The sequence below is a fragment of the Pseudonocardia sp. GCM10023141 genome, assembly GCF_042653605.1.
The window spans coordinates 111933-124825 of sequence record NZ_JBHSIR010000045.1; the positions used below are offsets into that span (position 1 = coordinate 111933).

The 12893-nt window shown below is 73.9% G+C and carries 15 protein-coding genes; 11 read left to right on the plus strand and 4 right to left on the minus strand.

Features of this window, described 5'->3' with window-relative positions:
* Positions 1-10 precede the first annotated feature (10 nt).
* Complete coding sequence (locus tag ACFPFQ_RS27185) at positions 11-355, plus strand: SMP-30/gluconolactonase/LRE family protein (RefSeq protein ID WP_379623814.1); 345 nt, start codon at positions 11-13, stop codon at positions 353-355.
* Here the strand turns inward: ACFPFQ_RS27185 and ACFPFQ_RS27190 are convergent.
* The gene (locus ACFPFQ_RS27190) at positions 312-1085 is read right to left on the minus strand and encodes a hypothetical protein (RefSeq protein WP_379623723.1); all 774 of its coding nucleotides are present in this window, start codon (positions 1083-1085) and stop codon (positions 312-314) included. The genes ACFPFQ_RS27185 and ACFPFQ_RS27190 overlap by 44 nt on opposite strands.
* A gap of 155 nt (positions 1086-1240) precedes the next feature.
* Between ACFPFQ_RS27190 and ACFPFQ_RS27195 the strand changes: the two genes are divergently transcribed.
* Positions 1241-1813 carry a class I SAM-dependent methyltransferase gene (locus tag ACFPFQ_RS27195; protein ID WP_379623725.1) on the plus strand — a complete coding sequence of 191 codons (573 nt, stop codon included), beginning with the start codon at positions 1241-1243 and terminating at the stop codon, positions 1811-1813.
* Positions 1814-1819: 6 nt separating this feature from the next.
* On the opposite strand, the gene ACFPFQ_RS27200 is transcribed toward ACFPFQ_RS27195, so the two are convergent.
* Together ACFPFQ_RS27200 and ACFPFQ_RS27205 are read right to left on the minus strand one after the other, a co-directional pair.
* The gene (locus ACFPFQ_RS27200) at positions 1820-2548 is read right to left on the minus strand and encodes a TIGR03089 family protein (RefSeq protein ID WP_379623727.1); all 729 of its coding nucleotides are present in this window, start codon (positions 2546-2548) and stop codon (positions 1820-1822) included.
* Between the two features lie 23 nt (positions 2549-2571).
* Complete coding sequence (locus tag ACFPFQ_RS27205) at positions 2572-4032, minus strand: LCP family protein (RefSeq protein ID WP_379623729.1); 1461 nt, start codon at positions 4030-4032, stop codon at positions 2572-2574.
* Positions 4033-4405: 373 nt separating this feature from the next.
* Between ACFPFQ_RS27205 and ACFPFQ_RS27210 the strand changes: the two genes are divergently transcribed.
* From ACFPFQ_RS27210 to ACFPFQ_RS27230, 5 genes are read left to right on the plus strand one after another with little or no spacing between them, the layout of a single operon-like run.
* The gene (locus tag ACFPFQ_RS27210; protein WP_379623731.1) at positions 4406-5233 is read left to right on the plus strand and encodes a glycosyltransferase; all 828 of its coding nucleotides are present in this window, start codon (positions 4406-4408) and stop codon (positions 5231-5233) included.
* Between the two features lie 52 nt (positions 5234-5285).
* The gene (locus tag ACFPFQ_RS27215; RefSeq protein WP_379623733.1) at positions 5286-6122 is read left to right on the plus strand and encodes a tetratricopeptide repeat protein; all 837 of its coding nucleotides are present in this window, start codon (positions 5286-5288) and stop codon (positions 6120-6122) included.
* Positions 6123-6155: 33 nt separating this feature from the next.
* On the plus strand, positions 6156-6908 hold the full coding sequence (locus ACFPFQ_RS27220) for a dTDP-Rha--alpha-D-GlcNAc-pyrophosphate polyprenol alpha-3-L-rhamnosyltransferase (protein WP_379623735.1): 753 nt from the start codon (positions 6156-6158) through the stop codon (positions 6906-6908).
* Between the two features lie 59 nt (positions 6909-6967).
* Positions 6968-8038 (plus strand): sugar phosphate nucleotidyltransferase, encoded by a 1071-nt coding sequence (locus tag ACFPFQ_RS27225; protein WP_379623816.1) that lies wholly within the window; start codon positions 6968-6970, stop codon positions 8036-8038.
* Positions 8039-8043: 5 nt separating this feature from the next.
* A complete protein-coding gene (locus ACFPFQ_RS27230; protein ID WP_379623737.1) occupies positions 8044-8961 on the plus strand; it encodes a DNA-3-methyladenine glycosylase family protein in 918 nt (305 codons plus the stop codon).
* A gap of 239 nt (positions 8962-9200) precedes the next feature.
* Here ACFPFQ_RS27230 and ACFPFQ_RS27235 read toward each other — a convergent pair whose 3' ends face one another.
* Complete coding sequence (locus ACFPFQ_RS27235) at positions 9201-9668, minus strand: helix-turn-helix transcriptional regulator (RefSeq protein WP_379623739.1); 468 nt, start codon at positions 9666-9668, stop codon at positions 9201-9203.
* A 46-nt stretch (positions 9669-9714) separates the two neighbouring features.
* On the opposite strand from ACFPFQ_RS27235, the gene ACFPFQ_RS27240 reads away from it, so the two are divergent.
* The 4 genes from ACFPFQ_RS27240 to ACFPFQ_RS27255 are packed head-to-tail and all read left to right on the plus strand — an operon-like array spanning position 9715 to position 12873.
* Positions 9715-9972, plus strand: a complete 258-nt coding sequence (locus ACFPFQ_RS27240; protein WP_379623741.1) for a response regulator transcription factor — start codon at positions 9715-9717, stop codon at positions 9970-9972.
* 18 nt (positions 9973-9990) lie between these two features.
* Positions 9991-10974 carry a 2-phospho-L-lactate transferase gene (gene cofD, locus ACFPFQ_RS27245; protein ID WP_379623743.1) on the plus strand — a complete coding sequence of 328 codons (984 nt, stop codon included), beginning with the start codon at positions 9991-9993 and terminating at the stop codon, positions 10972-10974.
* Positions 10967-12328, plus strand: a complete 1362-nt coding sequence (locus tag ACFPFQ_RS27250) for a coenzyme F420-0:L-glutamate ligase (protein ID WP_379623745.1) — start codon at positions 10967-10969, stop codon at positions 12326-12328. The genes cofD and ACFPFQ_RS27250 overlap by 8 nt, the downstream gene beginning before the upstream one ends.
* Entirely contained in the window at positions 12322-12873 is a 552-nt protein-coding gene (locus ACFPFQ_RS27255) for an NUDIX hydrolase (protein WP_379623747.1), read from the plus strand. Before ACFPFQ_RS27250 ends, ACFPFQ_RS27255 begins: the two co-directional genes overlap by 7 nt.
* Positions 12874-12893 lie beyond the last annotated feature (20 nt).

Here is a 12893-nt window from a genome sequence, read left to right on the forward strand (position 1 = left end):
AGACGGCACGCTGTCCGACGGCCGGGTGTTCGCGACGGCGACGGACGACGTCGGTCGCTTCGACAACATCCGTTTCGACGACGGTGGTCGGCTCTGGGTGGCGGCCACGAGCGGTGGCGTGCCTTGCTACGACCCCGACGGCTCGCTGATCGGACGGCTGCGCGTCCCCGAGGCGGTGTCCAACATCGCCTTCGGCGGCCCCAAGAACAACCGCATGCACATCACGGCGACGAGCGGCCTTTACTCGCTCGTGAAGGCAGGTGACCGGCGCACCCCGAATCCGTCGGGCCGCCGGATGAGCACCGCACCGGTCAGGTCACCACGGTTCCCTGCACCAGCGCGACACGGGTGCTGACGGTCGCGGCGAAGCCCGCCGGGTCGTGCACGGGCAACAGGTAGGTGTGGCGATCGTCGTACACGACGAGCACGGCACCGGCGGGCGGCAGCACCGCAGGCTCACCCGGGATCGAGAGCCATGGACCGTCCCGCTCGGTGGCCTCACGCACCGCCATCCCGCGGATGCGCGCCAGCGCGATGCTGAACTGCGCCGCGCCGGTCCGGCCGGCCCGCACGGTCACGACGATGTCGGCGAACGTCAACGTCGCGTTGTCGACGATCGGTCGTCGCGGCCGGGGTCGCCGACCGGTGCGGATCGCGGCCACCACGTCGAACGGCAGCGCGCCGGCGTCGGTGGGGGAGGCTCGCCCGGCGAGGTGGGCCGCCGCGGCGACGAGACCGACGGGGAGCAGTGTCGCGAGCAGCGCGGCGGCGACGGGCCCCGGCGCCGGGGCCACGGCGAGCACGCAGGCGACACCGATCGGCAGGGCCAGCGCCGCGGCGCACAGCGTCCAGGCCGCCGGTCGCCGGCGCCGTCGCTGGATCGGGACGGCCAGCAGCACGGCCACCACCAGCGGTGCGACCGGACCGACTGCACCGGGACGGCCAGTGGCGATGCCCGCCGCGACGAGCCCGATCACGACGAGGAACAGCAACAGCAACACGGAGAGCGCGGCGCGGAAGAGCAGGTGGATGCGGCGCAGCCGGGCGTGAACAGCGGGTGACGGCGTCGTCGACGAACTGTGCACAGGGCGGATGCCTCCCAGTCGGCGCGCACGGCGCACGCATGGTGAAAGCGCCTGATTCGGCGGTGCGGTGTCCCGAAGCTACGACCGCCACGTGGACCTGACCACGATCTTGAGCCAGGTTTGAGGTTGATTTTCGCTCTGCGGACGCAGGCCTGGTGGCCGCGCGCATCCCCACCGTGCCCCCGCTGCTGGCGGCCACCGAGTCGTGGCCGCCCAACGCTGCGGTGGCCCGGCGCAACCTGGCCCCGCTGGGCGTCGCGGTGGCCGAGGTCGCCGACGACGCGCCGCTGCCGTATCCGGATGCCACGTTCGACCTGGTCGTCAGCCGGTACCCGGTCTCAACGCCGTGGCCGGAGATCGCCCGCGTCCTGCGACCGGGCGGCACGTTCCTGTCGCAGCAGATCGGGGCGGGCACCAACCACGCGCTCAGCGAGGCCCTCATGGGTCCCCTCCCGGTGGGCGCCGAACGCAGCACCGAGCGGGCGGTGACGGCGGCGGAGGCCGCCGGGTTGGAGATCATCGACCTGCGGACGCAGTCGCTGCGCGTCACGTTCGACGACGTCGGCGCGGTGGTCCACTTCCTGCGCAAGGTGCTCTGGACCGTGCCGGGCCTCACCGTCGACGGCTACCGCGAGCAGCTCGCCGCCCTGCACGAACGCATCCAGGCCGGCGGTCCGTTCGTCTCGCAGTCGGAGCGGTTCCTGATCGAGGCGCGCAAGCCCGGTTAGGGGATGTCAGGCGACCGGCAGCCGCGCGGTGGTGCGTTCCGACGTCGCCCGGCGCTGCAGCGCCGTCTCGTCGGCATGGCGGCACTGCACCAGTGACGCGCCGGCGGCGAGCACGGCCAGCAGGCCGTCGCGCAGGTCGTCGGGGCTGTCCCACTCCAGTGTCGAGAGCACCCGGTCGGTCGCGCCGAGGCCGAGGTCGGTGGCGCGCGCGGCGGCATCGGCCAGCACCCCGGCCACTGTGGTGCCTGCGAGCGCGGGCGCCGTGTCGGGCAGCGGGGCCCACGGCACGAACTCGTCGCCGTGCAGCCGCACCTCCGTCGCGAAGTCGATCACGCCGTCCGGCAGGCCGGGCAGGCCCTTGCCGAACGCGTCGAGCGACAGCGCCACCACACCGCTCGCGGCCCCGGCCGCGAGCGCGATGTCGAGCCGGTCGGCATCGCAGAGCACCAGGTCGGCGTCACCCGCGTCGGGCACCACCTCGGCGCCGCACCACCAGGCGGCGAGCAGCACGGCCGCGGTCTGCCAGTGCGCCGGGAGCAGCACGGCCACGCGGGTGCCGGGCTCGACGTCGCACTCGTCGCGCAGCAGGTTGGCGGCCTTCGCCGCCCAGTTCGCGGTGGTGATGCCGGAGAGCTCGATGCGCTCGCCCGTCGCGTCGTCGTAGAACGTGATCAGCGGTCGGGCGGCCGACGCCCCGGAACGGATCGGGTCGAGCAGCGCTGCGGTCAGGGTCACCGACCGAACGGTAGTACGGGCGATCAGTCGATGCAGGGCACCCCGGCCGCCGTGATCGGGGCGTCCGGCGGCGGCGGGGGCGCGGAGGTGGGGGCCGGGTCCGCTGCGGGCGCCGCGGGCGGCGGAGCCATGGCCGGGTCGAAGTCGGCGCCCACCAGCACGCTCAGGTGCCCGGGCGGAACGTCGCTCGACGACTCCGTGGCGATGCCGCCGAGCTGGTCGGCCACCGCGCGGGCGGCCGTGCCGTCGGAGCCGGTGTAGCGCACGACCGACGTCGGCGTCGCGTCGGTGTTGTCGATCGTGCCGTAGGCGAATCCCAGCGCCCGCATCTTCGTGGCGACGTCGCCGGCGAGCCCGACCCTGGCGGAGCCGTTGCGCACGTCCACCACGTAGCGGCTCGGGATCACGTCGAGCTTGGCGGGTGCGGGCTTCGACACGGGCTTGGCAGCGGCCTGCGCGGCCGCCGCCGCCTGGTCGGCGATCCGCTTGTCGATGAAGTCGCTCACCTCGGAGTCGTCGACGAGCACGACGTCCCCGCGCGAGTTGGTCTCCTGCCCGCGGGTCGGGATCGTCAGGAACTCGAGGTTCCCGCCCGCGATGTCGGAGGCCTGCTGGGCGAACCCGAGGATGTCCCAGCCGGAGTCGATCACGAGCGACTTCTGCGCGACGTCGACGAGGCCCTTGAGCGCGGCCGGGTCGGTGAGCGTGCCGCCGTGCAGGATCTTGTCGGCGACGGCGGCGAGGAACACCTGCTGGCGCCGGATCCGGGAGAGGTCGCCGTCGGGCAGCCCGTGGCGCTGCCGGACGAAGGCGAGCGCGTCGGCGCCCGAGATCGTCTGGGGTCCGGCCGGCAACTTCGCTCCGGACAGGTCGTCGTCGACAGCGGCCTTGAGGCAGACGTCGACGCCGCCGATGGCGGTGGTGAGGTTGTAGAAGCCGAGCAGGTTGATCTCGGCGTAGTGGTTGATCGTGAGCCCGGTGACCCCCTCCACCGCCTTGATCAACGCGGCGCGCCCGGCCTGCCCGGCCTTGGCCTCGACGGTGGCCCGGTCGGTGATCCCGTTGGCCACGAGCTTCTCGGCGGTGAGCTCCTTCACCGCGGGGTAGGCGGCGTTGATCTTGTCGGTGCGATAGCCGGGGATGTCGACGTAGGCGTCGCGCGGGATCGAGAAGGCCGCCGCGGCCCCACCGCCCTTGGGCACGTGCAGCACGATGATCGTGTCGGAGTTGAGCACCCCGGTGTCGGGCCCGCTGTGCAGCTGGTCCTGCACCGCCTGGGGCAGCGGGTTGCCCTGCGCGTCCGTGCGGCTGTCGACACCGACGAGCAGGATGTTCTGCGCTCCGGTGGTGGAGCCGCCCGCGATGACGTCGGTGGTGGTGATGCCGGCGGTGATGTCGCGGTAGAGGCCCCACGCGACACCGGTGACGACCAGTACGAGCACCGAGGCCACCGCGAGCCCGATGCGCACCCGGCGCGCGATCACCGGCCACACCGGTCCGGAGGGGGTCCCGGCGGGTGCGCGGGCGGCGGTGGGGCGGCGCCGGGGCGCCGTCGACCCACCTGCTGCTGCACCGGCGTGCTCGCCTGCCGACCTGGCAGGCCTGCCTGATCGGGAGGTGGCCGAACGGGACGGGAAGGGCGGTTCGGATCGCGCCGACACCGAGGACCTGGTGGGGCCGCTCCGGCGTGCGTCCACACTCCACCTCCGATCGGCAGCGACGTGCCCCATAGGGTGCACCAGCAGGCCCGTCCGGCCCTGGTGAGAGCCCCGCGTGTCGCGGGTGACCGCGACGGCCCCTGCCCGTGTCACAGACCGTGACAGGAATCCGTGAGCGCGGAAGGACGGAGAACCCCACGTGCCCGAACAGCTTTCGCTGCTGCTCCCCGTCTGGGCCGGTGACCGGCCCGACTTCCTGACGGAGGCGTTCCGGTCGACGGTCCAGGAGCAGACCCGCATGCCCGACCAGGTCGTGATCGTGCGCGACGGCCCGGTCGGCGCCGACCTGCAGGCACGGATCGACGAGCTGGCGGCCGAGAGCCCGGTGCCGGTCGAGCTGGTGCTGCTGGAGCGCAACGTCGGGCTGGGGCCGGCCCTCGACGCCGGTCTCGAGGCGTGCAAGCACGACGTCGTGGCGCGGATGGACGCCGACGACATCTCGTTGCCGCACCGGTTCGCGGTGCAGATGCCGATCATCGAATCGGGCGTCGACCTGCTGGGATCGGGCCTGATCGAGTTCGGCACCCATCGCGATGACGTCGTCGGGACGCGGACGCCGCCGATCGAGCCGATCGACATCCTCATCCGCTCGCGGTTCGCAGACCCGTTCAACCATCCGACCGTCGTGTACCGCCGCGATCTGGTCCGCGCCGTCGGTGGTTACACCGATTTCGCGTTGATGGAGGACTACCTGCTCTGGGCGAAGATGATCGTCGCGGGCGCCCGCGTGGCCAACGTCGCGGAGCCGCTGGTCTGCTACCGCGTCGGTGCCGGCGCCTATGCGCGCCGGGGTGGGCTGTCGCAGCTGCGGGCCGAGCTCGCGCTGCAACGGCGGTTCCGCAAGATCCGGTTCATCTCCCGCGGGATGTACCTGCGCAACGTCGCGATCCGCGGCGGATACCGCCTCGTGCCCGAACGGGTGCGCCGACTGGCCTACCGGAAGGTGATCGCCACCTACCGAACGTGACTTCTGTCGGACCAGGGTGCCACCATCCCCTCATTCGATCGGGCGGAGGGCGATGACGGGGATGGCGGAACCGCTCTCGGCGGAAGGTGCGCAGCTGCTCGCCGCCGGCCGGGCGTTCGACGCGGTCGAGGTGCTGCGCAGGGCCGTCGCCTCCGGCGAGCAGGCCGCGCCGGATCTGCTCGTACAGGCCTACCTCGACAGCGGCAGCTGGCACGCCGCGGCCGAGTGGCTGGCCCCGCTGGTCGCGCAGGGCCAGGTGCGCTTCGCCGGGCGGCTCGGCGTCGCGTACGTCGAGATCGGCGACGACGAGCGCGCCGAGGGTGCGCTGCGGCTGGCCGTCGAGTCCGGAGAACTGCCGGCGGCCAACGATCTCGCCATCCTGCTGCGCGACACGGGCCGGCTGCGGGAGGCGGTGCTCGTACTCGGCCGGGCCGCGGATGCCGGCGACGGGCAGGCCCCGTCCAACCTGGTGTCGCTGCACGCCGAGGCCGGCGAGCTGCACCTGGCCGTCGCGGCGGCCGAGCGCTACGCCGACGAGTCCCGACCCGATTCCATGGTCGCCCTCGCCGATGTGCGGGCGCTGCAGGGGCGCCACGAGGAGGCCGAGCAGCTCTACCAGTGGGCAGGGCGCCGGGATGCGGTCCAGGCGCACACGGCGTACGGCCAGTTCCTGCTCGTGCAGGGCGATCCGGGTGGCGCCGAGCGCGAGTTCCGGGAGGCCCAGCGCCACAACGAGCCGGGCTGGGCCTACACGCTCGCCATGTTCCTGATCGAGGACGGGCGGCCGGTCGAGGCCCGCGAGTACCTGGTCATCGCCGTGGGCTGGGGCAACCGCGCCGCGGTCGCAGCGCTCGCCGAGCTCGACGGCGAGGATCCCACCGACGACTGAGGTGATGCAGGGCACACCGTTAGGGTGTGCGCGGTGGGGCCCGTCCAGCGGTACGGCGATGCGCTGGCGCACGTCACCGTCACGCGCACGGCCACCCCGCCCGACGCGGTGTCTGGATCGCTGGCGGCCGCCACCGGCCGCCCGGTGCTGGCAGTGCACGTCGACACGGGTGGTGCGCCGGCGGCACCGGGAGCCACGTTGCTGCGCCTGTCCGAGGACGTCGGCCGGGCCGCTGCCGTCAACCGCGCCGTCGCGGGTCTCGCACCGGACGTCGGCTGGGTCGCGATCGCCGATCCCCAGGTCAGCTGGGGTGCCGGCGCGCTCGACGTGCTGCTGCGGGCCGCAGCTCAGCACCCGCGGGCCGGGGCGCTCGGGCCGCGGCTGCGTGCGCCCGACGGCGTGCTCATGGGTTCGGGCGGGCCGCGGCCCCGGCTCGGGCAACTCGTGCGCGGCGGGGTCGGGTGCGTCCCGGTGCCTGCCGGGTTCGTCGGCTGGCTCGCCGGCACCTGCGTGCTGGTGCGCCGGGCCGCGTGGGACTCCGTCGACGGCTACGACCCCCGCTACGCGGGCTCGGGCACCGATCCCGAACCCGCTGATGTCGATCTCGGCGACCGGCTCGACCGGGCCGGCTGGCTGGTCGTCGGCGTCCCGTCCGCCGAGGTCACCGTCCACGCCCGCGAGCGGCAGGGCATCCTGGAGACTCACGACCGTGGGCTGCGCCGCTACGTGCGCGATCGGCACGCCGCCCCGGCCCGTGCGCTGATGGCGATGGTGCGCCGCGGCTGAGCCCGAACTCTTCGCTACCGAAGTATCCGCACAACGAGCGTGACGAAGGAGAACGTGTGCTGCACGACGTCGAGGCAGTGGTGCTGGTGGGAGGCAAGGGCACGCGGCTGCGGCCGCTGACGTTGGCTACTCCCAAGCCCATGCTGCCCACGGCCGGGGTGCCGTTCCTGGCACACCTGCTGTCCCGGATCCAGGCGGCGGGAGTGCGCCGGGTCGTGCTCGGCACGTCGTACCTCGCCGAGACGTTCTCCGATGCGTTCGGCAGCGGAGCCCAGCTCGGGCTGGAGATCGAGTACGTCGTGGAGGAGCACCCGCTGGGCACCGGTGGTGGCATCCGCAACGTCGCCAAGCACCTCAGCGCCGACAACGTGCTCGTGTTCAACGGCGACGTGCTGTGCGGCACCGACCTCGGTGCCGTCGTCGACACGCACCGGCGCACCGACGCCGACGTCACGCTGCACCTCGTGCGGGTGCAGGATCCCCGCGCGTACGGCTGCGTGCCCACCGACGACAGCGGCCAGGTGCTGGAGTTCCTCGAGAAGACCGAGGATCCGCCCACCGACCAGATCAACGCCGGCTGCTACGTCTTCCGGCGGTCGGTCATCGAGTCCATCCCCGAGGGGCGGCCGGTGTCGGTGGAGCGCGAGACGTTCCCCGGGCTGCTCGCGGCGGGCGCGCGCGTCTCCGGGCACGTCGACAACGCGTACTGGCGCGACATGGGCACGCCTGCAGACCTGATCCACGGCTCGGCCGACCTGGTGCGCGGCGTGGCGCCGTCGGCCGCGCTGGCAGGACCGGTCGGGGAGAGCCTGGTGCTCGAGGGCGCCGAGATCGCGCAGGGCGCGCTCGTGTTCGGCGGCACCACCGTCGGGCGCGGGGCCCGGATCGGGGCCGGCGCCCGCGTCGAGGGCTCGATGGTGTTCGACGGAGCCGTGATCGGTGCCGGCGCGGTGGTGGAGCACTCGGTGGTCGGCACGGGATCGCGCGTCGAGGACGGCGCGTCGGTGCGCGACACGGTCATCGGCGACCGCGCGGTCGTCGGTGCGCACTGCGAGCTCCGCGACGGGGTCCGCATCTGGCCCGACGTCGTGCTGCCGCCGCACGGGGTGCGCTTCTCCGCGGACGTCTGACACGCATGTCCGAGGCGGTCGAGCGCGAGTGGAAGCCGGAGTACCGGCTCGATCTCCACGGCGTGCTCGCGCCACTGCAGCGCGGCCGCGGTGATCCCACCTTCCAGACCGGGGGGTCCGGCACGGCGATCTGGCGGGCGTCGACGTCGCCTGCCGGCCCCGTCTCCACACGGCTGCACCGGCGCGCCGACGGCACGGTCGTGCTGGCCGCATGGGGACCGGGCGCGGCCTGGGCGCTCGACGGGCTGCCTGCGCTGCTGGGTGCCGGCGATCGGCCCGAGGAGTTCGTGGCCCACCACCCGCTGGTCGCGGACTCCGCGAAACGGCTGGCCGGGCTGCGGCTGGGCGCGTCGATGCGGGTCTGGGACGTGCTGGTGCCCTCGATCCTGGAGCAGAAGGTCACCGGCACCGAGGCGCGGCGGTCCTGGCGGGAGCTGGTGCGCCGCTACGGCGACCCGGCGCCCGGTCCGGTGCCCGACGGGCTGCGCCTGCCGCCCACCCCCGCGCAGATCCGCGCCGTGCCCGACTGGGAGTGGCACCGCGCCGGTGTCGACAATGCTCGCAGGCGCGCGATACTGGCCTGCGCCGCGGTGGCCCACCGGTTGGAAGCGGCGGCCGGGCTCGGCGGCGAGGCCGGCCGCGAGCTGCTGCGCAAGGTGCCCGGCATCGGCGTCTGGACCGCGGCGGAGGTGGCGCAGCGCGTCTGGGGCGACCCCGACGCCGTCAGCTTCGGCGATTTCCACATCCCCACCGTCGTCGGGTGGGCGCTGCTGGGCCGCCCGCTCGACGATGCCGGCCTGCTCGAGGTGCTCACGCCGTACGCGCCGCAGCGCCAGCGCGCCGTGCGCTACGTCGAGGCGTCGGGGTTCAAGCGACCGCGGTTCGGGCCCCGGTTCTCGCCGCGCGACTACCGGGCGATCTGAGACCTCTGGGAATCGCGCCGGCAGATCCGTCCCAACTCGCGGGGCGTTCCCGTCGCAACTCGCGGTGCGTTCGACCCCAACTCGCGGGGCGTTCCGTCGCAACTCGCGGATGGGGGTGGTTACGCGAAGCGCGAGTTGCGATGGATGGACCCGCGAGTTGCGATGGATGGACCCGCGAGTTGCGATGGATGGACCCGCGAGTTGGGGTGGATGGGCCCGCGAGTTCCTGCTGTGAGCCGTCAGCCCCGCGCCTTCACCAGCCCGGACTCGTAGGCGAGCACCACCGCCTGGGTGCGGTCGCGCAGCTCCAGCCTCCCGAGGATGTGCCTGACGTGGGTCTTGATCGTCTCCTCGGCCAGCACCAGCCGCTCGGCGATCTCGGCGTTGGAGAGCCCGCCCGCGATCAGCGTCAGCACCTTGGTCTCGCGCCGGGTGAGGGCGCGCAGTCGCTCCGGGCGGTGACGGGTGGCGTTGGGTCGTTGCGCGAACTCCGCGATCAGGCGCCGCACGGCGAGCAGGGAGCGGGTCTCGGCGAGCGCGGCGCGGGCGGTGTCGCCGGTGTCGCCGATCTCGCAGGGGAAGGCAGCCGGCGCCGGCGAGCAGCACCTCGCCGAACGGTCCGAGGTACCGGCCTGATCGGGCTGCGCGAGCGGGTCGAGCCGGCAGGCGGCGAGCTCCGCGCCGCCCGCGCGCCCGACGGGCAGCACGAGCTCACCGCGCGGCTGCCCTGGCCGTCCCGGTGATCGCCCCGCCGTGCGCGTCCTGCTCGTCGACGACGATGCGCTGGTGCGTGCCGGGTTGACGCTGATGCTCGACGAGCACGTCCTCGCCGACGGGCGGACCATCACGATCGCCGGGGCGGTCGCCCGCGGCGGGTCCAACGCGGTGATCGCCGCGGAGCTGTCGATGAGCGTCGCCACCGTCAAGGCCTACGTCTCGCGGCTGCTGCTCAAGCTGGGTGTCGACAACCGCGTGCAGGTGGCGCTGCTGGTGCGGGATGCGCGGGGCTGACGTCGTAGGGTTGGCCGAGTGAAGGTTGTCGTGCTGGTCGGGGGCGTCGGTGGCGCCCGTTTCCTCCTCGGGGTGAAGGCCGCGCTCGGGTTGCCTGCCACGGGCCCGGGTGAGTCCGAACACGAGATCACCGCGGTCGTGAACGTGGGTGACGACATCTGGTTGCACGGGCTGCGGATCTGCCCCGATCTCGACACGTGCATGTACACGCTCGGCGGCGGCATCGACCCGGAGCGCGGTTGGGGCCATGCGGGTGAGACGTGGGCGGTGCGCGACGAGCTCGCCGCGTACGGCGCCGATCCCGACTGGTTCGGGCTCGGCGACAAGGACACCGCCACCCACCTGGTCCGGTCCCGGATGCTGCGGGCGGGCTACCCGCTCTCCGACGTCACCGCGGCGCTGTGCCACCGCTGGCAGCCCGGCGTCACGCTGCTGCCCGTCACCGACGACCGCGTCGAGACCCACGTCGTGATCGACGACCCGGCCACCGGCCCGAAGGCGCAGAAGGCCATCCACTTCCAGGAGTGGTGGGTGCGCCACAAGGGCGAGCTGCCGGCACACCGCTTCGCCTCGATCGGCGCCGACGAGGCCAACGTCCTGCCCGCGGCGCGCGAGGCGATCGCCGCTGCCGACGTCGTGCTGATCGCCCCGTCCAACCCCGTGGTGAGCATCGGCACCCTCGTCGACGTCCCCGGCGTGCGCGACGCGCTGGCCGCCACGGCCGCGAAGGTCGTCGGGCTGTCGCCGATCGTGGGCGGTCGGCCGCTGCGCGGGATGGCCGACCGCTGCCTCACCGCCATCGGCGTCGAGACCAGCGCCGAGGCGGTCGGCCGCCACTACGGCGCCCGCAGCGCCGGTGGCCTGCTCGACGGCTACCTCGTGCACACCGGCGACGAGGCCGACGTGCCCGGCGTCGAGGTGCGCGCGGTGCCGCTGCTGATGACCGACGTCGACGCCACCGCCGAGATGGCGCGCCGCGCGCTGGAGCTGGCCGGTGTCTGAGCTGCCGCCCGGGCTGCCCCCCGGCGACCACGCCGCGCGCGACGCCATCACCGTCTCCCCGGTGCGCGGGCTGCCCGAGTTCCGGCCGGGCGACGACCTGGCGGGCGCGCTGGCCGCGGCCGCGCCCTGGATCGCCGACGGCGACGTCGTAGTGGTCACGTCCAAGGTGTTCTCCAAGGTGGAGGGCAGGCTGGTGCCCGCCCCCACCGACGTCGAGGCCCGCGACACGCTGCGTCGCGAGCTCGTCGACGCCGAGACCGAGCGGGTGCTCGCCCGGCGCGGCCGGACGTTGATCGTGGCCGGCAAGCTCGGCATCGTGCAGGCCGCGGCCGGCATCGACGGCTCCAACGTGCGGCGCAACGAGCTGGCGCTGCTGCCGTCGGATCCGGACGCGAGCGCGGCCCGGCTGCGCGCCGACCTCGCGCGCCTGCTGGGCGTGAACGTCGCGGTGGTCGTCACCGACACGATGGGCCGCTCGTGGCGGGTCGGGCAGACCGACGTCGCCATCGGCTCGGCCGGCCTCGAGGTGATCCACCGCTACGGCGGCGCGGTCGACAGCGAGGGCAACGAGCTGCTGGTCACCGAGGTGGCGCTGGCCGACGAGCTGGCCGGTGCCGCCGACCTGGTCAAGGGCAAGCTCGGGGGCCTCCCGGTGGCCGTGGTGCGCGGGCTGGTGCCCGTCGACGACGGCTCCACCGCGCGCGATCTGGTGCGCCCGCTCGACGAGGACATGTTCTGGCTCGGCACCGACGAGGCCATCGCCCGCGGCCGTCGCGAGGCCGTGCTCCTGCGGCGCAGCTCCCGCGACTTCAGCGACGAGCCCGTCGACGCCGACGCGCTGCGTCGCGCGGTGGGTGTCGCGCTCACCGCGCCTGCGCCGCACCACAGCACTCCGTTCCGGTTCGCATGGGTCCGCGATCGCCGCGCCGCGCTCCTGGACGCGATGGCCGTGCGCTGGCAGGAGCACCTCGAGGCCGACGGCCGTCCCACCGACGAGGTGGAGCGCCGGATGCGCCGCGGCGACCTGCTGCGCCGCGCACCCGAGCTGGTGCTGGCGTTCCGCACGGGGGAGGGCATGCACAGCTACCCCGACGATGCCCGGCGGCTCGGCGAGCGCACGATGTTCACCGTGGCGGGCGGGGCGGCGGTGCAGTCGCTGCTCGTGGCGCTCGCGGCCGAGGGTCTCGCGTCGTGCTGGGTGGGCTCCACGATCTTCGCCGCCGACGTCGTGCGCCGGGTGCTCGACGTGCCGGCCGACTGGCAGCCGCTGGGCGCCGTCGCGGTCGGGATGCCGGTCGAGGCGATCGAACCGCGCGCCCCGCGCGACGCCGCGGAAGGGCTGCTCGAGTGGTAGCCCCGGCCGTCGCCGCCGCGGAGCTGGCCGCGTGGTCACCGCCCGACGCGGGGCAGCGCGCGCTGCGCCAGGCGCTGCTGGCCTTCCTCGCCGCCCGCCCCGACGACGCGTGTTCGCGTTCGTGCGAGGCCGGGCACCTCACCGCGTCGGCCGTGCTGCTCGACGCCACCTCCGAGCACGTGCTGCTGACACTGCACAAGCGGGTCCGGCGCTGGGTGCAGCTCGGCGGGCACTGCGAGCCCGAGGACGGCTCGCTGCGGGATGCGGCGCTGCGCGAGGCGCAGGAGGAGTCGGGGATCGCCGAGCTGACGATCGACCGGCTGCCGTTGCACATCGACGTGCACCCCATCACGTGCTCGCTGGGGGTGCCGACGCGCCATCTGGACGTCCAGTACCTCGTGCGGGCGCGGCCCGGCGCGCAGCCGCAGATCAGCGACGAGTCCGACGATCTGCGCTGGTGGCCCCTGAACGGCCTACCCGCAGACACGGATGCCGCGCTGGAGTCGACCATCTCTGCAGCGCGTGAGCTGATCGACGCGAGCTGATCCCGGTCGGCGCAACCGCC

Bases quoted from the DNA above. Each gene is read 5' to 3' on its own strand.
- ACFPFQ_RS27215 (WP_379623733.1), top strand. From the start codon at position 5,286: ATGACGGGGATGGCGGAACCGCTCTCGGCGGAAGGTGCGCAGCTGCTC.
- ACFPFQ_RS27230 (WP_379623737.1), top strand. From the start codon at position 8,044: ATGTCCGAGGCGGTCGAGCGCGAGTGGAAGCCGGAGTACCGGCTCGAT.